We start from the raw sequence: 18,388 nt of genomic DNA, 5'->3' as shown, positions 1-18,388 counted from the left end.
TTCATTGAAGGAAAATATCATGACAGTCCCAGTAATTGTGTATAGCACCGCCGTCTGCCCCTATTGCGTGCGCGCCGAGCGCCTGCTGGAATCTAAGGGCGTAGCCGTGCAAAAAATCCGCGTCGACCTCGATCCTGAAGAGCGCATCAAGATGATGGAACGCACCGGTCGCCGTACCGTGCCGCAAATCTATGTGGGCGACACCCACGTCGGCGGTTTCGACGATTTGTATGCGCTCGATCAAGCCGGAAAGCTGGACCCCTTGTTAAATGGCACGGCAGCCTGATATAAAGCCGGTTAGCGAAATTGGTTTTAGGCAGTATTGTTTTGATACAATTGCCTCGCACCTGATCAGGCCGCACCTATCCGGTGCGGTTTGTTTGCCGCAAACACTATATTTGAACGGTATGCCGTTCTTGTCCATTACAACGAAAGCGTTCCATGTCTGACGAAAATCTGCAACCAGTCTTCCAAATCCAACGCGTCTACCTGAAAGACATGTCGCTGGAACAACCAAATTCCCCAGCTATTTTCCTGGAACAAGAAGCACCAGCGATCGAAGTGGCACTGGACGTGGGCGCTGCGCCTTTGGCCGACGGCATCTTTGAAGCGACCGTGACCATCACCGTGACCGCCAAAGTCGGCGACAAAGTGGCTTTCCTGGTTGAAGGCAAACAAGCTGGTATCTTCGAAGCACGCAACATTCCTGCCGATCAACTCGATCCGCTGCTGGGAATCGGCTGCCCGAACATCATCTACCCATACCTGCGCGCCAACATCGCCGACGTGATCACCCGTGCCGGCTTCCCGCCTGTGCACCTGGCCGAGATCAACTTCGAAGTGTTCTACCAACAACGCCTGCAAGCTATTGCTGACGCTGCCGCAGCAGCACCCGCTGCTGGCGAAACGCACTAATAGTTGCAAGCAAGACCCCGCCGGCCCGCTCTGGGCCAGCATGACACGGCGGCTGGACCGCCGTGTTTCGTTAAGGCTCAAAAAATATCATGTTGAAAAATCCGGTCACAAGCAAATTCCGTTGGATCGCAGGCGCCGTACTGATGCTGGCGACAGCGGCCAGCTACGCCGTCGATTTCAAATCGGTGGGCGCCGCCCCGGTCATCCTGTACGACGCGCCTTCCGTCAAGGGCGGCAAGCTGTATGTGGCGCCGCGCGGCATGCCGCTCGAAGTCGTCCTCAGCTATGGCGAATGGGTCAAGGTACGCGACGCCACTGGCGAAATGGCCTGGACCGAAGCGAAGGGCCTGAGCCCGAAACGCAATGTTGTGGCGCGCACCGCCAATCTGAAAGTCCGTGCCAGCCCCGACGATAATGCCTCGCCGGTGCTGCTGGTCGACAAGGGCGTGCTGCTCGAAATGAGCGAACAGCCTACTTCCGGCTGGGTCAAGGTCCGCCACAAGGATGGCCAGACCGGCTACGTCAAGACCAGCGAAGTCTGGGGCCTGTAAGCGCTGCTGGCGCCGCCGGCGCTGATAGCGGCGCCGCCTTTCCCCCTGCCCGACTGAGGTTGCATGCAAGTTTCTCCTGACATCATTTCCGATACCATCCCTGCTGGCCAGCGCCGCAAGATTACCGTGCTGGGCGCCGGCGCCTGGGGCACGGCCGTGGCCATGGCCCTGGCGGCCCGCCATGACGTATTGCTGTGGGGCCGCAATGGCAGCGCCATGGCGGCGATGGCCGCCAGTGGCGAAAACAGCTATCTGCCCGGCTTTGCCCTGCCGCCGCAAATGCTCATCTCGGCCGATTTCGACGCCGCCGTGGCGCATGCCGGCGACGAGCAGGCGCTGCTGATCGCCGCCTGCCCGGTGGCAGGCCTGCGCCCGCTGCTGCTGCAGCTCAAACACAAGCAGATTCCCAACCTGGTCTGGCTGTGCAAGGGTTTTGAAGACGGCAGCGGCATGCTGCCGCACCAGATCGTGCAGCAGGAACTGGGGCATCAAGTGCCGGGCGGCGCCCTGTCCGGCCCCTCGTTTGCGCAGGAAGTAGCGCGCGGCCTGCCATGCGCCCTGACGATAGCGTCCGACAATGCCGAACTGCGCAGCAAGGTCGTGTCAGCCTTGCATGGCGGCACCATCCGCGTGTATGCCAGTGTCGACCTGGTGGGCGTGGAAGTGGGCGGCGCCGTCAAAAATATCCTGGCGATTGCCACCGGCGTGGCCGACGGCCTGGGCCTGGGCTTGAATGCCCGCGCCGCGCTGATCACGCGTGGCCTGGCCGAAATCACGCGCCTGGGCACGGCGCTGGGTGGCCAGACGGAAACTTTTATGGGGCTGACCGGCATCGGCGACTTGCTGCTGACCTGCACCGGCGATTTGTCGCGCAACCGCCGCGTGGGCCTGGCTCTGGCGCAAGGCAAGCAGCTGGCCACCATCGTGGCCGAGCTGGGCCATGTGGCCGAAGGCGTGCCCTGCGCACGTGCCGTACGCGCACTGGCGCAGAAGATGCAGGTCGACATGCCGATCACCAATGCGGTGGCCGGCGTGCTGTTCGATGGGGATTTGCCACAAGACATGGTGCAGCGCCTGCTGGCCCGTGATCCGCGCGACGAAGCGCAATAAGTGGTCAAGCGGGCTTAGCGGCCCGCCTTGGCCATCAAGATAGTCAACAGCAATAAACTGTCTGCACGGGCTTCCACCGCATGGGCCTGGCCACCGTGCAGGTATAGCATCTGCCCCGGCCCCAGCACTTGCTGGCCGCCATGGGCCTGCACCACCACCTGCCCCTGCAGGCACAGCAAAGTGATTTCACCGAGCACATGATGTTCGGGCATGGTCTTGCCCTTGGGCATGCATAGCCGTATCAGTTCCAGCTCATCCGTCTTGGCCAGGGCGATGGCGGAAAACTGCGACAGGTCGCCGCCGTTTTTCGCTGCTATATCGATAACTTCTCCTGATGCTGCATGCGGCAAAGCCATCACACCCTCCAGTAGTTATACGAGCTCTTCGTCCGGCTCTTTCGCGCCGCGCATCCATTCCACCAGAGCAAATGCATCCTTCAAGCCTTCGGCCAGGAGAGGCAGCAATTTTTCCGGTGCATTTACGGGCAGCGCTACTTCGGTCCAGACAAAAAAGCTCTTCAGCTTGATGAATTCGATATGCTCGGCGTCAGCGTCAAAGCCCTTGGGCGGACGCTGCAGCTTGCCTTCATTCTGGATCGTGTCGTAACGCGCCTTCAAGCGCTTATTCTTGAGCACTTTGGAAAAACCTGGCGCGTCGTTGACCATGTGCTCGCGCAGCGCCTTCAGCCGGCCCGGCGGCGGCATGTATTCGCCGGCGCCGAACAGCAGATTGCCCTGGCCATCGATCTGCAGATAGTACGTTGGGCCGCCAGCCTTGCTGGGACGGCGCATGTCGTTCGGCGCAATCGCCGCCGAAAAACGCGTTTTATACGGGCTCTTGTCGTGGGCAAAGCGCACGTCGCGGTTGATGCGGAACATGGCTTTCTTCGGGTTGCAATATTTCACGGCAGGGTCAAACTTGCCGAGTTCGCCGATCAAGGAGGTCACCAGCGCCAGAAATTCTTCGCGCAAGATGTCGTAGCGCGGCTTGTTCATCACAAACCAGGGACGATTATTGTTGTCGCTCAGTTCACGTAAAAATTGGGTCAAATCACGCACATGCATGTGTCAGGTTCCGATACACAACTATTTGGACGGGTCTTTCGGGATGGGCCGCTTGCCCACCACCACATCAAGCACCGCTTCACGGCTCTTGCGCAGCACCGTCATTTTAGCTTTTTCACCGGGCGGCAGTTGGGCGATCAGATTGAGCATTTCGGTGGTGTCGCCCACGCTCTTGCCTTCGACCTTGAGCAGGATATCGCCAGGCTTGATGCCCGCCTTGTCGGCCGGCCCGTTGCGCACCACGCCGGCAATGATGGCGCCGTTGCTACGCTGCAAACCGAAGCTGTCGGCCAGCTCTTTCGTGATGTCCTGCATTTCCACGCCTATCCAGCCGCGCACCACGTGGCCGTTCTTGATGATCGCTTCCATCACGGTCTTGGCGGTGGAAACGGGAATCGCAAAGCCGATGCCGACCGAGCCGCCGCTTTGCGAATAAATCGCCGTGTTGATGCCGATCAAATTGCCGCGCGTATCGACCAGCGCGCCACCCGAGTTGCCGAAGTTGATCGCCGCATCGGTCTGGATGAAATTTTCAAAGCTGTTGATGTGCAGATTATTGCGCCCCAAGGCAGAGATGATGCCCATGGTCACTGTCTGGCCCACGCCAAACGGGTTGCCGATGGCCAGTACCACATCGCCCACGCGCGCCTGTTCCGACTGGCCCAGCACGATGACGGGCAATTTGTCGAGGTTGATACGGATGATGGCCAGGTCCGTTTCCGGGTCCAGGCCCACGACCTTGGCGGGCGCCTTGCGGCCATCGGCCAGCACGACTTCGATTTCATCGGCGCCTTCGACCACGTGGTTATTCGTCAGGATATAGCCTTCGTGGCTGACGATCACGCCCGAACCGAGGCTGTTTTGCAAGTCGTCGTCGCCGCCATCGTCGTCATTGCCGGGCGTGCGGTCGCCAAAGAATCGTTTGAAGAAGGGGTCGCGCGACAGCGGATGGGCGCTGCGCTTGGGCGCTTGCGTGGTGAGGATGTTGACCACGGCGGGCATGGCCCGCGCCGCCGCGTCGCGATAGGAACCGGGCGCCAGGCTGCTGGACGCCGTTTCCACCACCGGCACCGGGGTCGCTTGCGAGCCCAGCTGCTGCACCCGGCTGGCCGGGCGCAGCGCGCCATACACAAAGTACAGCGCCAACGCGATCGTCACGGTTTGCGCAAACAATAACCAAAATCGTCGCATGGAGCTTTACCCTGTTCAGCCGGCCTATGCCGGGACAGCTTATTGTGCCAGATCGTTGTTTTTCTGTGCGCCCTTCTGCAGGGAATCACGGATTTCACGCAGCAGCACGATGTCTTCCGGCGTGACCGCTTCCGGCGCCGGCGCGGCAGGTGCGCTGCGGCGGGCCTTGTTCATCAGCCGCACCATCTGGAAGATGATGAAAGCGAGAATGATGAAGTTGAGCAAAATGGTGAGGAAATTACCGTAGGCTAAAACGGCCCCTGCCTTTTTCGCTTCCACCAAAGTCATGCTGGTGGCCTGGCCATTCAGGGGCAGATAATAATTGGCGAAGTCGAGGCCGCCGAAAATACGGCCGATTGGTGGCATGATCACGTCTTGCACCAATGAATCGACAATCTTGCCGAAGGCGCCGCCGATAATGACACCGACGGCCAGGTCGACGACATTGCCCTTCATTGCAAATTCTTTAAATTCTTGCATCATTGCCATGAATTATTCTCCTTCGGGTAGATATAAAAAACATGCCGATCATACTATTGATTCATATCATCACCAACTTGCGGTTGTGTGCGCGAACAATTCCGGCATGCTGCAGCGCACATAGTTCAAAAGAACTAGCCACTGCCTGCAAAAGTATATAAATTATGGTACAGGCAACGTTTATCTTTAATTCGTTGTTTGCTTCACTTATAATTTGCGGTTGCCAGAGGCGGCTTTTGCACTTCAGGCACATCAACAAAAAATCGGCACGGGCTGCGATATTGCCCGAAGTTCCGCAGAGATGTTGCCACTTTACCGGACAAAGAGACGGTCTGGGGCAAGCGATGGGAAAGCGCTTCGGCAGCGTACTTTTCGCGGGTGCCACTCATAATAAAGATTCGCATTTTGACTGATTGGGGTTTGCATGAGTAACGAAAAGCAGGTCGATTCAGGCCGTCGCGGCTTGCTCGTCGCCACGTGCGCGGCGGGCAGTGTCGTTGGTTTGGCCACCGCGGGAGCTTTGGTAAGCACCTTCCAGCCGTCGGAGCGCGCGAAAGCCGCCGGCGCGCCGGTCGAAGTAGACATCAGCACCTTGCAACCAGGCGAAATGCGCACCGCCGAATGGCGCGGCAAGCCGGTCTGGATCCTGAAGCGCACGCCGGAGATGCTCGCTTCCCTCAAAAAAACCGACAATGAAGTCGCCGACGCCAAATCCGAACGCAACCCCGACGAGTTCACGCCGCCCTATTGCGTCAACGAATGGCGCTCGATCAAACCTGAAATCCTGGTCGCCGTCGGTATCTGTACCCACCTCGGCTGCTCGCCATCGGCCAGGTTCACGCCCGGTCCGCAACCATCGTTGCCGAATGACTGGGAAGGCGGTTTCCTCTGTCCTTGCCATGGCTCCACCTTCGACCTGGCCGGCCGCGTGTTCAAGAACAAGCCCGCCCCGGACAACCTGCAAGTGCCGCGTCATATGTATCTGAGCGACACCAAATTGCTGATAGGTAAAGACGAGAAAGGCGAGGCTTGATCATGGCAGCTTTCAAGGAAACGAAATTACCTCCCGACGCCCCCGCGGCCCAAAAAGCATTAGGCTGGGTCGACGACCGCTTCCCCCTCTCCAAGCTGTGGAATGATCAATGGGGCAAATACTACGCCCCGAAAAACTTCAATTTCTGGTACATCTTCGGTTCGCTGGCCATGCTGGTGCTGGTCTTGCAGATCGTCACCGGCATCTTTTTGACCATGCACTACAAGCCCGATGCGGCGCTGGCCTTCAATTCCGTCGAGTACATCATGCGCGAAGTGCCGTGGGGCTGGCTGGTGCGCTATATGCACTCGACCGGCGCTTCGGCCTTTTTCATTATTGTCTACCTGCACATGACGCGCGGCCTGCTGTACGGCTCCTACCGCAAGCCCCGTGAACTGATCTGGCTGTTCGGTTTCGCCATCTTCCTGTGCCTGATGGCCGAAGCATTCTTCGGCTATTTGCTGCCATGGGGCCAGATGTCGTACTGGGGTGCACAGGTGATCGTCAACCTGTTTGGCGCGATTCCCCTGATCGGACCGGACCTGTCCTTGTGGATACGCGGCGACTATGTGGTGTCCGACGCCACCCTGAACCGCTTCTTTGCCTTCCACGTGATCGCCATTCCGCTGGTGTTGCTGGGCCTGGTAGCAGCCCATTTGATCGCCCTGCACGAAGTCGGTTCCAGCAATCCGGACGGTATCGAAGTGAAAGAAACCCTGGGCGCCGATGGCCACCCGCTCGATTCCATCCCTTCGCACCCGTACTACACCGTGCATGATCTGTTCGGCGTATCGATCTTCCTGGTCCTGTTCAGCGCAGTGGTGTTCTTTGCGCCGGAAATGGGTGGCTATTTCCTGGAATACAACAACTTCCTGCCTAGCGATTCGCTGAAAACACCTACGCACATCGCGCCAACCTGGTACTTCACGCCGTTTTACTCGGTGCTGCGCGCCACCACGGCCGAGTTCATGTATGTGTGTATGGCTGCCGTGGCCGCCTATGTGGTGTTCATCTGGCTCAAGTCGCGCTTGTCGATCACCGTGAAATCCATCATCGCCGTGATCGCCTTGCTGGCCATTATCGGCATGTTGCCGCAAATCCTCGATGCGAAATTCTGGGGTGTGGTGTTCTTCGGCAGTTCCGTGGTGATCCTGGCCTTTCTGCCTTGGCTGGACCATTCACCGGTGAAATCGATACGCTACCGTCCGGATTGGCACAAATTGGTGTATGCCGTGTTCGGCCTGTCGTTCCTGACGCTCGGTTATCTGGGTACCCAGGAACCGACAGCCACCAAGACCCTGATTTCGCAGGTGTGCACCCTGATTTACTTCAGTTTTTTCCTGCTGATGCCATGGTGGAGTGCAATGGGCAAGTTCAAGACCGTGCCGTCGCGTGTGACATTTCACCCGCACTAAGCCGATCCCACGCCACGCTCAAAGGACCTCACATGAAGATTGCAAAAAAACTGCTCGCCATCCTGGCATTCGTGCCTGCCATGGCTTTCGCCAGCGAAGACAGCTTTCCGCTCGACAAAGCGCCGGACCGCTCGACCAATCTGGCAGCGCTGCAACATGGCGCTAAATTGTTCGTCAACTATTGTTTGAATTGCCACGCCGCCGTATCGATGCGCTACAACCGCCTGAAAGACCTGGGCTTGACGGAAGACCAGATCAAGAAGAGTTTGTTGTTTAGCGGTGATAAAGTAGGCGACCTGATGACAACCGCGCTGGCGCCCAAGGATGCCAAGGCATTTTTTGGCGTGGTACCGCCCGATTTGTCGGTAATTTCACGCGCAAAATCATCTTCCGGTGGCACAGGCGGCGACTACCTGTATACTTACCTGCGTACGTTCTATAAAGACGACACTCGTCCGACCGGCTGGAATAACATGGTCGTGCCGAATGTTGCCATGCCGCATGTGTTATGGGAGTTGCAAGGTATCCAGACTGCCAAGTTTGATGAAGAGACTGATCCGCATGACGCGGGCAAGAAAATTCACAAATTTGTCGGCTTTGAGCAAGTCAAGCCAGGCACGTTGAACAAGATCGAGTATGACACTGCGGTGGCCGACCTGGTCGGCTACATGGAGTGGATGGCCGAACCGGCACAGCAAACGCGCAAACGCCTGGGCGTGTGGGTCTTGCTGTTCCTGTCGGTTTTCGCTCTGCTGGCATGGCGCCTTAACGCGTCGTTCTGGAAGGAAGTCAAATAAGTGAGGCGCCGGCCGAAGGCCGGTCGGTGCCTGTTTCTGCGTTGTCCGCACGAGTGGACAAGCGACCTGGGGTGAGCCGTTCGCGGCTTCACCCCCTTTGTTTCTAAGGAACTATAAAAAATGATGGTTCTCTATTCGGGTACAACCTGCCCATTTTCGCAACGCTGCCGCCTGGTCCTGTTTGAAAAAGGCATGGACTTCGAAGTGCGCGACGTCGACCTGTTCAACAAACCGGAAGACATTTCGACCATGAACCCGTACGGCCAGGTCCCTATCCTGGTCGAACGCGAATTGATCTTGTATGAATCGAACATCATCAACGAGTACATCGATGAGCGCTTCCCGCATCCGCAACTGATGCCGGCTGATCCGCTGATGCGTGCCCGCGCGCGCCTGATGCTGTTCAACTTCGAAAAAGAACTGTTCGTGCACGTGCACGTGCTGGAAAGCGAACGCGCCAAGAGCAACGACAAGAGCCACGACAAGGCACGCGCGGAAATCCGCGACCGCCTGACGACTCTGGCGCCGCTGTTCCTGAAAAACAAGTACATGCTGGGCGACGAATTCTCGATGCTCGACGTGGCTGTTGCGCCGCTGCTGTGGCGCCTGGACCACTACGGCATCGAACTGTCGAAAACGGCTGCACCGCTGATGAAATACGCCGAGCGCATCTTCTCGCGCCCAGCGTATATCGAAGCGCTGACGCCTTCCGAAAAGGTCATGCGCCGTTAAGATATCCCCATAAAGCTACTGCGCAGCTCGCTCTCGACTTGGCGTTACTCGCCGTACTAAAGTACGGCTGCGTTACTGAAGCCGATATCGGGCTTGCTCGCTACGCTTTCTGGGGCATCTTGGGCAAACTATCTTTGTTGGTTGTTTATTGCTTAGTTGCCCTATCGTCTCATTGAAATACCGGTGCGCCCGCCTAGCGGGGGCGCTCCCGCCTCACAGTGCCTATCATGTCTGAAATCTCAACCAAACCTTATATGCTGCGCGCCATCTATGAGTGGTGCACCGACAGCGGCTACACGCCTTATCTCGCGGTCAAAGTCGATTCGCGCACCACGGTACCGATGGAATACGTGAAAAAAGGCGAGATCGTGCTCAACATCAGCTTCGGCGCCACCAGCGGCCTGAAGATGGACAACGACGCGATCCGCTTCCACGCCCGCTTCGGCGGCGTTTCGCGCGAAATCTACGTGCCGGTCGACAACGTGATGGCCATCTACGCCAACGAAAACGGCCAGGGCATGGCCTTCGAACCGGTACTCGGCAACGACGACCCGGACGCCAGCCCCACCAACAGCCCCGCATCAAGCGACGCCCCGCCACCGCCGCCAGCCCCCGTGGCCAGCGTGCCGACCCTGTCGTCCGTCCCGACCAGTTCCCCCGAACAACGCGATTCAACCACCCCAGGTGATGACGAACCACCAAAAAAAGGCGGCCGTCCGACCCTGACACGCATTAAATAGCGTATAATTCGCAACGCGCAGTTTTTGCCGACTTAGCTCATTTGGTAGAGCAGTTGATTTGTAATCATCAGGTGGCCAGTTCGAAACCGGCAGTCGGCACCAGAATTATGGAAGGGCTTACAGCAATGTAAGCCCTTTTTGTTTTTGCTCAATTTTTTATGGGCAGCGTCAAGCTGGCCTCCAAGCCGCCCTCCAGCCGTGGCCTGAGTTCTATTGTTCCTCCGAAACGCTCGGCAATCGCTGCCACGATAGACAGGCCCAGGCCGCTGCCCTGGCCAGATCCGCGCCGCCAGAAGCGCTGCTTGACCATGGCCAGTTCTTCCGCGCTGAGGCCGCCGCCTTGATCGAGCACGCGGAACACACAAGCGTTTCCTGCCAACTGCAATTCCAGCACAATGTCTTGCTCGGCCGGCGTATGGCGTAGCGCGTTGTCGAGCAGATTACGCAATGCGGTAATGGCCAGGGCTTGCGGCAACGCCAATGGCGCCGGCTCGCCCGTGGTCTTGAAAACGATGCGGGCGGCCGCATTGCTGCTGGCGCCGGCGTCACGGATGGCCAGCCGCGCCACTTCTTCAGCATCGGCAAGCTTGCCATCCTCCCAGGAGAAGGGGCCTTCAATTTGCGACAGCGTCAGCAATTGGCCCAGTGTACGCTGCAGCCGGGCGACGCCTTCCTCGGCGTAGTCCAGCGCGAGCGCAGCGTCCTTGCCCTGCGTGATACGCGTCACCTGCAAATGCGTCTTGATGGCGGTAAGCGGGGTCCGGAGTTCATGCGCGGCGTCGCTGGTGAAGCGGCGCTCACGGTGGATGGTGACATGCACCCGTTGCAATAATGTGTTCAGCGTCGTTACCAGGGGCATCAGGTCACGCGACATCGCCCGCTCGGATATCGGCGTCATGGTCTCCGGCGTGCGCCTGGCGAGTGCCTGGCGCAGGCGCTCCAGCGGCAACAAACCACTTTTCACGCCAAACCACAGGACGATCAAGCTGCCTATCATGGCAACGACAAATGGCACGACTGCCGCAATCGCCACATTTTGCAACAGCAAATCGCGCTCGGCCAGGCGATCGGCGGTAGTCACGCGCAAGCTATCGGTTTCAAACGTGTAGCTGCGCCAGCGTTCGCCCTTGATGACACGTTCGGAATAGCCGGGCTTGCGCATCGCGACAGCATCCACGGTTGCTCCCGGCGTGCGCATGATCACATCGCCGCGCAAAGAAGTGATCTGGCAGTCGAAGCCCTTGGCCATGGACGGCATGCTCAATGCGGATTTATCCTGCGTGTGGCTGCGTCCGTCCCAGGCGGCAGGATTCTGCGACATCAGTCCGGCGACCATTTGCGCCGACATCGCCAGCCGCTGGTCCAGCGTCTGGTGTACTTCATCGTCCAGGCTGCGCAACATCCATATTGCTACGGCGCCCCACAACAGGCTCAGCGAAATCCCGATAAGCAACAACAGCCGCAGCCGCAAGCTCATGGCTTCACCGTGGAAATCTTGTAGCCAAGGCCGCGCACGGTTTCGATCAGCTCCGCACCGAGCTTGCGCCGCAAATGATGGACATGCACGCTGAGGGCGTTGCTTTCAATCTCTTCATTGAAGTGATACAGACTATCCCTCAACTGATCGGCGCTCAGAATGCGTCCGCTGGCGTGCAATAACGCGGCCAGCAGCGCCAGTTCGCGGCGCGACAGATCAACCGGTTGGCCGTGCAGAAAGACTGCGCCACTGCCGGGATCCAGGCGCAAAGGACCGTGTTCGATGATGTCGACGCTGCGTCCGGCAGCGCGCCGCAGCAAGGCGTGCAGGCGCGCCACCAGTTCGTCGAGATCGAAAGGCTTGAGCAAGTAATCATCGGCGCCGGCACGCAGGCCAGCCACCCTGTCCTCGACGGCGTCGCGGGCGCTTAACACCAGCACCGGCAGCGCCATGCCTGCGGCGCGCAGGCGCGCCAGCAGGCGCATGCCATCTTCATCCGGCAAACCGAGATCCAGGATGACGATGTCGCAATGCAAGGTGGCCAGCGCGGCTTCGGCCTGCGCTGCATTGCGCACGCCATCGGCCGTCAAGCCATGCGCACGCAAGCCGGCCAGGATGCCATGGGCGATCAATTCATCATCTTCTACCAGTAATACACGCATCGTGTTCCTCCATGCCGGCCATTATTTCAGTCGTAGATTATCGCATTGTTAACATAGCCTTAACCTGCATGGAACAGCATGGGAACCTGTCTTATTCGGAGCTGTCCATGTCACGTATTTTGCGCTACCTATGGGTATTTTTATTGCCCCTGCTGCTGGCGATGCCCGCCCATGCCGAGCACAATTTTTTACCCCCTGAGCAGGCGTTCAAGTTCAGCGCGACTCAGGAGGATCAGGGGCGGGTTCGCCTGAGCTGGCATATCAGCGAGGGGTATTACCTGTATCGCAAACAATTGACGGTAGCAGCGGAGCCTGCCGACAGCGCCTTGCAGATGGTCTATCCCGCCGGGACGATGAAGACCGATGATTTCTTCGGCGAAAGCGAGGTATACCACGACAGCGTCGAGCTGATCGTCAACGCCGCTGGCGCCCGTACCTTGACGGTGGGCTGGCAAGGCTGCGCTGACGCCGGCCTGTGCTATCCGCCACAAAGCCAGACCATCGCCTTGCACGCGGCATCAGATGCATCAAGCGATGTGCGCGGCGAGGACCAGAGCATGGCAGATCGATTGTCACAGTCCAGCCTGGCCTGGATGCTGCTGGTGTTCTTCGGCCTGGGCTTGCTGATGACGTTTACGCCTTGCGTGCTGCCGATGATACCCATCTTGTCCAGCCTGATTGCCGGCAGCGGCGCCGGCCCCAGGCGCGGCTTTATCCTGTCGCTGGCCTTTGTGCTGCCGATGGCCTTGACCTATGCCGTGTTTGGCGCAGCTGCGGCACTGGCTGGCGCCAATCTGCAGGCGATGCTGCAAAACCCATGGGTGCTTGGCGTGTTTGGCGCGATATTTGTCGCGCTGGCAATGGCAATGTTTGGTTTTTACGAGCTGCAACTGCCAGCATTCCTGCGCAACCGGCTGGACCAGGCCAGCCAGGGCCAGCGTGGCGGCACCGTGCTCGGCGCCGCCGCGATGGGGGTGCTGTCGGCGCTGCTGGTGGGTCCCTGCATGACGGCTCCGCTGGCCGGCGCCCTGCTCTACATCGGCGACACAGGCAATGTCCTGGTCGGCGGCCTGGCCTTGCTGTTCATGGGTCTGGGCATGGGGGTGCCCCTGCTGCTGGTAGGCACGGTTGGCGCGAGACTCCTGCCACGACCGGGCAACTGGATGAACCGCGTCAAGGCCTGCTTTGGCTTCATCCTGCTGGCCATGGCCATACTGTTCGTCGCCCGCGTATTGCCAGCTTCCCTAGCCTTGGCACTGTGGGGGGCTTTGCTGCTGTCATGCGCATTGAGTCTGTCCACCCTGGCGCAGCAGTTCGTTCTCGGTGGCGGCCGCTTGCTGTTGCGCTGCATCGCATTACTCATCGGCATTTGGGGCGGCATGATGGTCCTGGGCGCAGCCGCCGGCGGACACGACCCGCTGCAACCACTGGCGTTTGCCTCCCGCGCCAGCGCCACCGCGAACGCCAGCGATACACCGGACTTCATGCAGCGCTTTGCCACCGTCAAGTCGCCGCAGCAACTCGCTGACGGCATCGCCGAGGCGGGCCGCCACGGACAGTGGACACTGGTCGATTTTTACGCTGACTGGTGCGTCTCCTGCAAAGCGATAGAACGCGATGTGTTTTCCGATCCGCAGGTGCAGCAGGCCCTGGGCGGCATGCGCTTGCTGCGGCCCGACATCACGGCCAACACTGCCGATGACGTCGCGATGCTGCGCGCATACCAGGCGTTTGGCGCGCCGACCATCCTGTTGATCGGTCCGGACGGCAAGGAACATCGCGCCGAACGCATCATCGGTGAACTGAGCGCCGGCGAATTCCTGGCGCGCCTCAAACGCGCGCAGGACAAAGCCTGATCATGCTCACAGTAAACATAGGACCGCTGGTGCTGCCCGTGCAGCTGGCCATGCTGATGGCGGCCGTAGCAGTGGCGTTCAGTGTCAGCCACCTCATCGGACGGCGCCAGAAAACCCGGGGCGTCGGACACATCCTGTCCGACATGCTGATCGCGGCACTGCTCACGGCGCGCCTGGCCTTTGTGGTGACGTGGCTCGATCTCTACCGGGCAACACCATGGGCCATGCTCGATATCCGCGACGGTGGCTACACGCCCTGGGCAGGCATCGGGGCCGCGCTGCTGGTGGCGGCCTGGCATGGCTGGCGGATTCCGGCAAGCTGCAAGCCGCTGGGCCTGGCGCTGGCCTCAGGAGTGCTGGCCTATGGTGTGTTGTCCGGCGCCAGTCTGACGATCAAAAACGGGCCAGCGGCATTGCCGGCCACGGCACTGACGACCCTGGCCGGCGAACCAACCGGACTTGCCCGTCTGGCGGACGGCAAGCCGCTGGTGGTCAATCTGTGGGCCAGCTGGTGTCCACCGTGCCGGCGTGAAATGCCGCTGCTGGCGCAGGCCCAGAAAGCACAGGGCGACATCGCCTTTGTCTTTGTCAATCAGGGTGAAAAGCAGGACATCGTCCAGGATTATTTGAGCGGAAACGGCATCAACCTGTCCAATGTGGTGCTTGACCGCAACACAGCGCTAGGCAAGGCGGTCGGTTCGATGGCCTTGCCGACCACCTTGTTCTATGACGCCAGCGGCCAGCTGCGCGCCACCCATATCGGCGAACTCTCGGCAGCGTCGCTCGCCGACAAATTAGGGCAGCTACATGAGCCTGCCAAACAAGCCAACGTCACTTTGAAAAACCAGGAGTAAATCACAGATGCGCAAACACTCATTTCTGCTAGCCACTGCAATGTATGCGGCAATTGCTACCGCCATGGCCGCCCCCGCAAGCAACTGGCCGGCACCCATCAAGGCGCTACAAACACAAGGTGTCGAGATTATGGGACGCTTTGATGCGCCAGGCGGAATGCAGGGCTATGCCGGCATCCTGCAACATAAACCGATCGGTATTTATCTGACGCCGGATGGCAAACAGGCGATAGTCGGCACCATGCTCGATGCCAAGGGCGCAGATCTCACCGCAGCCCCCTTGAAAAAGCTGATCAGCAAACCGATGACAGCGAAAACCTGGAGCAAACTGGAACAGAGCAGCTGGATTGCCGACGGCAGCCAGGGGGCGCAACGCATCGTGTATACCTTTACCGATCCGAATTGCACGTATTGCAATAAATTCTGGAATGACGCCCGCCCCTGGGTCGACGCCGGCAAGGTACAGATACGCCACATCATGGTCGGCATCATCAAGGACAGCAGCGCTGGCAAAGCCGCCGCGCTCCTGGGCGCCCAAGATCCACCAGCTGCCCTGACGCAACACGAAAAGCAGCATGCCAGTGGCGGCATTCAAGCCATGGCGGCGATTCCAGCAGATATCCGCGCCAAGCTCGACGGCAACAAAAAATTGATGCAGGAACTGGGCTTCTTCGCCACACCCACCATTTTTTACAAAGACCCGGACGGCATCATGCAAACAGCACAAGGCGCGCCAAGCGCGGCAGCGCTGAACGTGATTCTCGGCACGCCAGGCCGGTAGCCGGCAACAAGGTTATTGTAGGGTTTACAGGGATGTAAACCCTTTTTGGGCCAGCTGTCAGACGGGTCAAGGAGTGCAAGAATTGCTATGGACTATGCATTGACATTTCACGATCATCGCCGATACTGTATAAAAATACAGTTAGTTCTTTAGTCGGCTTGTTATTTGACAACAACTCCTCAAAATAATTCTGCAATCCTCAGCGCCCGATTTCCTGAATTTCCTAGCTGTAGTATGGTAGCGCCATGGAAACATCTCAAGCACTCGAATTTCGTATAGACATATTCAAACCCGAGACCATTCCAATGTCCCGGCTCGCCGAGTATATGGGCCAGCTGGCTGCATTGTATGGCAGCGAGCCGTGTGTACATTTCAAAGGCCTGCACTCAGGAAGCACCGTCCTGGAAACCGTGGTGGAAGCATCCGCAGCGGAAACGGTTAAGTCACGCTTGCGGCTGGTGCACGATGCCGCCGCACCAGAGGAGCTGCAAAGAGCCTATCAAAATCTCAATGACATGCTGAAGTCTGACCAGGCAATCGCCGACATCAAGCACCCGCAGGGTGTGGTGATTCTGGCGTTTCCTGGCAGGAATACTCCGCTTCAAAAAACCTATCGCGTCAAAGAGGCAAGCGTTCTTGACGGCGTGGTCATTCGTATCGGCGGCAAGGACAACACGGTACCGGTATGGCTCAAGGACCTGGATGGCACCATCCATAAGTGCGAGGCAAATAGCGACATGGCCCGCGAACTTGTCAAAGAATATCTTGCGAGCCCCATCAGGGTCACCGGGCAGGGTGATTGGCTACGTGGTGAAAATGGCGCCTGGACCTTGGAGAAATTCAAGATTACCGGCTGGGAGCCTCTGGATGAAAAGCCCATAGCCGACATAGTGAACGCTGCGCGCAATACCAAAGGCAATGGCTGGAGCGAACTCGATGATCCCATCAAGGAACATCTTCAGATACGAGGATCAGATTGATGGTGCTCTTTGATGCAGGAATACTCATCAAGCTTCTGGATGCCAGAACACCCGATAGCCAACGTGAAAAATTGGATTATTTGATAGCATCATTGCAAAAGACGAAAACTAAAATCCTCATCCCGACTCCGGCATTGTCTGAATTTTATGTCAAGGCAGACCCCGATGTGCTTGCCAATTTCAAGGGAAAATCTGCATTTATTATTGCTTCTTTCGACGAAAAGGCAGCGCTGGAATGCTCCATCAGTATAGCCGATGCCATACGCTCCCGCGACAAGAAGGCCGCCCAGCCCGATGCAGCATGGCAAAAGATCAAATTTGATCACCAGATTGTCGCTATCGCAAAATGCAATAGAGCAACTACGATTTACTCCGAGGATGCCGGCCTGAGAAAGTTTGCCGAATTCCTCGGACTGAAGGCTTTATCAACCGACGACTTGCCAGAAGACCCGGCATCCAGGCAACAAAATCTCGACCTTGATCGGTGACGTGCCCGAATTCACGGCGCCCGCCATCCCTGATCTCCAGTTAAGCGCGTCATCTTGCCCCGGCCGCCGCAGCCTTGCCCTGCTTGCGCAGATAAAGCATCTGGGCGCTCAAGCCGAGCACCAGCAGCGCCAGCAGGCCCGCCTGGAATCCCAGCAACAGCGGCGATTTCAGATCGGAGACAAACGGGTGCCCATCAGGCACGCGGCGCAGGGTTTCAGTGACGGTCGGCACCATCAACAGGAATGCCGTGATCGTCAGGAATATGGTTTCCAGGTAGCGTGCTGCACGTCCCAGTCCTGGCAGTCGCCCGACGCCATAGCCCGCCAGCAGGAACGCCAGGGTGGCCAGCGCAATGACATAGCTGACCGGCTGATGCGCCACCAGGAACACGGTAACGGCCCCCACCAGCATCGACACAAAATACACGGCACCGGGCGTGGAGCGCGGCGTGATGCGTCCGTAGCGCGCAAACATGTACACGACCAAGGGAATCGCAGGCAAGCTGCCCAGCGTATGAATCCAGCCCAGATGAGAGATGCCAAACATGGTGTTTTCCTTTATTCAAAAGTAAGTGCCAGACAAGAGGAATCCTGCTCCCAGGGAGAACGATTCCTGAATATACCTATTAGTAGGTAGGCCTTAAGAGCAAACTTGAGGTGTGGATCATTGCTCCCTCAGCCTCAAACCACGAAACGTGCCAGCATCGGATGGACGATCAGGCCAAACATGGCCGCGTCTTCGCAGGCGCGGGCCGACAGCATGGCGCCATACACCGTCGCCATGCATATTTCCGCCTCCACCTGCGGCGCCCCGTGCAGGCGGATAACGCCCTGTTGTTTACCGCGCTCCAGCACAGAGGCCAGCCAGCCAGACAACATCCTGAAGTGCGTCTTGACCTCCAGCGCGATTTCTGCGGGCAGTATCGGCATTTCCGCTGCCAGCATGGCGCACACGCAGAACGAGGAAGCGGGATCGGCGATGCACTTTTCCCAATATCCTACGTAGGCGCGCAGCTGCGCCATCGGGTCAGCAATGCTGCTTTCCAGATGTGCAATCCCGATCCTGGCGGACTCGCGATATTGCTGCACCAGCGACTGCACCAGCATGGCCTTGCTGGCAAAATGATGGTGAATGCTGGCATTGCGAATACCAATGACTTTCGCTATGTCGGCATAGCTGAAGCCGTTATAACCGCCCGCAATCACCAGCGTTTGCGCGCACTGCAGGATTTTTTCAGAAGTATTGAGCGGACTGTTCATGC

General features: G+C 58.6%; 22 protein-coding genes and 1 tRNA gene. 15 read left to right on the top strand and 8 right to left on the bottom strand.

Features of this window, described 5'->3' with window-relative positions:
- The first annotated feature begins 19 nt into the window (after positions 1–19).
- The 4 genes from grxC (at position 20) to HDE72_RS00980 (ending at position 2,576) form a co-directional block, all read left to right on the top strand.
- Complete coding sequence (gene grxC / locus HDE72_RS00995) at positions 20–286, top strand: glutaredoxin 3 (RefSeq protein ID WP_034753025.1); 267 nt, start codon at positions 20–22, stop codon at positions 284–286.
- Positions 287–441: 155 nt separating this feature from the next.
- Complete coding sequence (secB, locus tag HDE72_RS00990) at positions 442–915, top strand: protein-export chaperone SecB (RefSeq protein WP_183736851.1); 474 nt, start codon at positions 442–444, stop codon at positions 913–915.
- A gap of 89 nt (positions 916–1,004) precedes the next feature.
- Positions 1,005–1,466 (top strand): SH3 domain-containing protein, encoded by a 462-nt coding sequence (locus tag HDE72_RS00985; RefSeq protein WP_183736849.1) that lies wholly within the window; start codon positions 1,005–1,007, stop codon positions 1,464–1,466.
- 63 nt (positions 1,467–1,529) lie between these two features.
- Positions 1,530–2,576: an NAD(P)H-dependent glycerol-3-phosphate dehydrogenase gene (locus HDE72_RS00980; RefSeq protein WP_183736847.1), complete on the top strand. Its 1,047-nt coding sequence runs from the start codon at positions 1,530–1,532 to the stop codon at positions 2,574–2,576.
- Positions 2,577–2,590: 14 nt separating this feature from the next.
- Here the strand turns inward: HDE72_RS00980 and HDE72_RS00975 are convergent, their stop codons facing one another.
- From HDE72_RS00975 to mscL, 4 genes are read right to left on the bottom strand one after another with little or no spacing between them, the layout of a single operon-like run.
- Positions 2,591–2,932: a cupin domain-containing protein gene (locus tag HDE72_RS00975; RefSeq protein WP_183736845.1), complete on the bottom strand. Its 342-nt coding sequence runs from the start codon at positions 2,930–2,932 to the stop codon at positions 2,591–2,593.
- A 15-nt stretch (positions 2,933–2,947) separates the two neighbouring features.
- Entirely contained in the window at positions 2,948–3,640 is a 693-nt protein-coding gene (locus HDE72_RS00970; RefSeq protein WP_183736844.1) for a DUF2461 domain-containing protein, read from the bottom strand.
- 21 nt (positions 3,641–3,661) lie between these two features.
- Complete coding sequence (locus tag HDE72_RS00965; protein WP_183736842.1) at positions 3,662–4,831, bottom strand: Do family serine endopeptidase; 1,170 nt, start codon at positions 4,829–4,831, stop codon at positions 3,662–3,664.
- Positions 4,832–4,870: 39 nt separating this feature from the next.
- A complete protein-coding gene (mscL, locus tag HDE72_RS00960; protein WP_183736840.1) occupies positions 4,871–5,320 on the bottom strand; it encodes a large conductance mechanosensitive channel protein MscL in 450 nt (149 codons plus the stop codon).
- Between the two features lie 415 nt (positions 5,321–5,735).
- Here mscL and petA point away from each other — a divergent pair, with 415 nt between their 5' ends.
- From petA to HDE72_RS00930, 6 genes are all read left to right on the top strand, one after another.
- Positions 5,736–6,344 (top strand): ubiquinol-cytochrome c reductase iron-sulfur subunit, encoded by a 609-nt coding sequence (gene petA / locus HDE72_RS00955; protein WP_183736838.1) that lies wholly within the window; start codon positions 5,736–5,738, stop codon positions 6,342–6,344.
- Positions 6,345–6,346: 2 nt separating this feature from the next.
- Positions 6,347–7,759 carry a cytochrome b gene (locus tag HDE72_RS00950; RefSeq protein WP_183736836.1) on the top strand — a complete coding sequence of 471 codons (1,413 nt, stop codon included), beginning with the start codon at positions 6,347–6,349 and terminating at the stop codon, positions 7,757–7,759.
- Between the two features lie 32 nt (positions 7,760–7,791).
- A complete protein-coding gene (locus HDE72_RS00945) occupies positions 7,792–8,556 on the top strand; it encodes a cytochrome c1 (protein WP_183736834.1) in 765 nt (254 codons plus the stop codon).
- 120 nt (positions 8,557–8,676) lie between these two features.
- Positions 8,677–9,288, top strand: coding sequence for a glutathione S-transferase N-terminal domain-containing protein (locus HDE72_RS00940; RefSeq protein ID WP_008443913.1), 612 nt, complete (start codon positions 8,677–8,679; stop codon positions 9,286–9,288).
- Between the two features lie 227 nt (positions 9,289–9,515).
- Positions 9,516–10,028 (top strand): ClpXP protease specificity-enhancing factor, encoded by a 513-nt coding sequence (locus HDE72_RS00935; protein WP_183736832.1) that lies wholly within the window; start codon positions 9,516–9,518, stop codon positions 10,026–10,028.
- A 26-nt stretch (positions 10,029–10,054) separates the two neighbouring features.
- Positions 10,055–10,130, top strand: a tRNA-Thr gene (locus HDE72_RS00930).
- A gap of 46 nt (positions 10,131–10,176) precedes the next feature.
- Here HDE72_RS00930 and HDE72_RS00925 read toward each other — a convergent pair.
- Both HDE72_RS00925 and HDE72_RS00920 read right to left on the bottom strand, forming a co-directional pair.
- Complete coding sequence (locus HDE72_RS00925) at positions 10,177–11,505, bottom strand: ATP-binding protein (RefSeq protein WP_183736830.1); 1,329 nt, start codon at positions 11,503–11,505, stop codon at positions 10,177–10,179.
- Complete coding sequence (locus tag HDE72_RS00920; RefSeq protein ID WP_183736828.1) at positions 11,502–12,167, bottom strand: response regulator; 666 nt, start codon at positions 12,165–12,167, stop codon at positions 11,502–11,504. Before HDE72_RS00920 ends, HDE72_RS00925 begins: the two co-directional genes overlap by 4 nt.
- A gap of 107 nt (positions 12,168–12,274) precedes the next feature.
- Here HDE72_RS00920 and dsbD point away from each other — a divergent pair, with 107 nt between their 5' ends.
- The 5 genes from dsbD to HDE72_RS00895 all read left to right on the top strand — a co-directional run bounded on the left by dsbD (position 12,275) and on the right by HDE72_RS00895 (position 17,126).
- The gene (gene dsbD, locus HDE72_RS00915) at positions 12,275–14,023 is read left to right on the top strand and encodes a protein-disulfide reductase DsbD (protein WP_183736826.1); all 1,749 of its coding nucleotides are present in this window, start codon (positions 12,275–12,277) and stop codon (positions 14,021–14,023) included.
- 2 nt (positions 14,024–14,025) lie between these two features.
- Complete coding sequence (locus tag HDE72_RS00910; protein WP_183736824.1) at positions 14,026–14,877, top strand: TlpA disulfide reductase family protein; 852 nt, start codon at positions 14,026–14,028, stop codon at positions 14,875–14,877.
- 7 nt (positions 14,878–14,884) lie between these two features.
- The gene (gene dsbG, locus HDE72_RS00905; protein WP_183736822.1) at positions 14,885–15,658 is read left to right on the top strand and encodes a thiol:disulfide interchange protein DsbG; all 774 of its coding nucleotides are present in this window, start codon (positions 14,885–14,887) and stop codon (positions 15,656–15,658) included.
- 245 nt (positions 15,659–15,903) lie between these two features.
- Positions 15,904–16,638, top strand: coding sequence for an MFS transporter (locus HDE72_RS00900; RefSeq protein WP_183736820.1), 735 nt, complete (start codon positions 15,904–15,906; stop codon positions 16,636–16,638).
- A complete protein-coding gene (locus tag HDE72_RS00895) occupies positions 16,638–17,126 on the top strand; it encodes a hypothetical protein (protein ID WP_183736818.1) in 489 nt (162 codons plus the stop codon). The genes HDE72_RS00900 and HDE72_RS00895 overlap by 1 nt, the downstream gene beginning before the upstream one ends.
- Before the next feature lie 49 nt (positions 17,127–17,175).
- Here the strand turns inward: HDE72_RS00895 and HDE72_RS00890 are convergent, their stop codons facing one another.
- Positions 17,176–17,673, bottom strand: coding sequence for a hypothetical protein (locus HDE72_RS00890; RefSeq protein ID WP_183736816.1), 498 nt, complete (start codon positions 17,671–17,673; stop codon positions 17,176–17,178).
- 134 nt (positions 17,674–17,807) lie between these two features.
- A complete protein-coding gene (locus tag HDE72_RS00885; protein ID WP_183736814.1) occupies positions 17,808–18,386 on the bottom strand; it encodes a TetR/AcrR family transcriptional regulator in 579 nt (192 codons plus the stop codon).
- Positions 18,387–18,388 lie beyond the last annotated feature (2 nt).

Origin of the sequence: Janthinobacterium saanense (assembly GCF_014200675.1) — a bacterium.
In the GTDB taxonomy this organism is placed as follows: domain Bacteria; phylum Pseudomonadota; class Gammaproteobacteria; order Burkholderiales; family Burkholderiaceae_D; genus Janthinobacterium.
The sequence above is the reverse complement of the archived record's forward strand: the minus strand, read 5'-3'. Positions and strand labels throughout refer to the sequence as shown.

Bases quoted from the DNA above. Each gene is read 5' to 3' on its own strand.
- grxC (WP_034753025.1), top strand. From the start codon at position 20: ATGACAGTCCCAGTAATTGTGTATAGCACCGCCGTCTGCCCCTATTGC.
- secB (WP_183736851.1), top strand. From the start codon at position 442: ATGTCTGACGAAAATCTGCAACCAGTCTTCCAAATCCAACGCGTCTAC.
- HDE72_RS00985 (WP_183736849.1), top strand. From the start codon at position 1,005: ATGTTGAAAAATCCGGTCACAAGCAAATTCCGTTGGATCGCAGGCGCC.
- HDE72_RS00980 (WP_183736847.1), top strand. From the start codon at position 1,530: ATGCAAGTTTCTCCTGACATCATTTCCGATACCATCCCTGCTGGCCAG.
- HDE72_RS00975 (WP_183736845.1), bottom strand. From the start codon at position 2,932: ATGGCTTTGCCGCATGCAGCATCAGGAGAAGTTATCGATATAGCAGCG.
- HDE72_RS00970 (WP_183736844.1), bottom strand. From the start codon at position 3,640: ATGCATGTGCGTGATTTGACCCAATTTTTACGTGAACTGAGCGACAAC.
- HDE72_RS00965 (WP_183736842.1), bottom strand. From the start codon at position 4,831: ATGCGACGATTTTGGTTATTGTTTGCGCAAACCGTGACGATCGCGTTG.
- mscL (WP_183736840.1), bottom strand. From the start codon at position 5,320: ATGGCAATGATGCAAGAATTTAAAGAATTTGCAATGAAGGGCAATGTC.
- petA (WP_183736838.1), top strand. From the start codon at position 5,736: ATGAGTAACGAAAAGCAGGTCGATTCAGGCCGTCGCGGCTTGCTCGTC.
- HDE72_RS00950 (WP_183736836.1), top strand. From the start codon at position 6,347: ATGGCAGCTTTCAAGGAAACGAAATTACCTCCCGACGCCCCCGCGGCC.
- HDE72_RS00945 (WP_183736834.1), top strand. From the start codon at position 7,792: ATGAAGATTGCAAAAAAACTGCTCGCCATCCTGGCATTCGTGCCTGCC.
- HDE72_RS00940 (WP_008443913.1), top strand. From the start codon at position 8,677: ATGATGGTTCTCTATTCGGGTACAACCTGCCCATTTTCGCAACGCTGC.
- HDE72_RS00935 (WP_183736832.1), top strand. From the start codon at position 9,516: ATGTCTGAAATCTCAACCAAACCTTATATGCTGCGCGCCATCTATGAG.
- HDE72_RS00925 (WP_183736830.1), bottom strand. From the start codon at position 11,505: ATGAGCTTGCGGCTGCGGCTGTTGTTGCTTATCGGGATTTCGCTGAGC.
- HDE72_RS00920 (WP_183736828.1), bottom strand. From the start codon at position 12,167: ATGCGTGTATTACTGGTAGAAGATGATGAATTGATCGCCCATGGCATC.
- dsbD (WP_183736826.1), top strand. From the start codon at position 12,275: ATGTCACGTATTTTGCGCTACCTATGGGTATTTTTATTGCCCCTGCTG.
- HDE72_RS00910 (WP_183736824.1), top strand. From the start codon at position 14,026: ATGCTCACAGTAAACATAGGACCGCTGGTGCTGCCCGTGCAGCTGGCC.
- dsbG (WP_183736822.1), top strand. From the start codon at position 14,885: ATGCGCAAACACTCATTTCTGCTAGCCACTGCAATGTATGCGGCAATT.
- HDE72_RS00900 (WP_183736820.1), top strand. From the start codon at position 15,904: ATGGAAACATCTCAAGCACTCGAATTTCGTATAGACATATTCAAACCC.
- HDE72_RS00895 (WP_183736818.1), top strand. From the start codon at position 16,638: ATGGTGCTCTTTGATGCAGGAATACTCATCAAGCTTCTGGATGCCAGA.
- HDE72_RS00890 (WP_183736816.1), bottom strand. From the start codon at position 17,673: ATGTTTGGCATCTCTCATCTGGGCTGGATTCATACGCTGGGCAGCTTG.
- HDE72_RS00885 (WP_183736814.1), bottom strand. From the start codon at position 18,386: ATGAACAGTCCGCTCAATACTTCTGAAAAAATCCTGCAGTGCGCGCAA.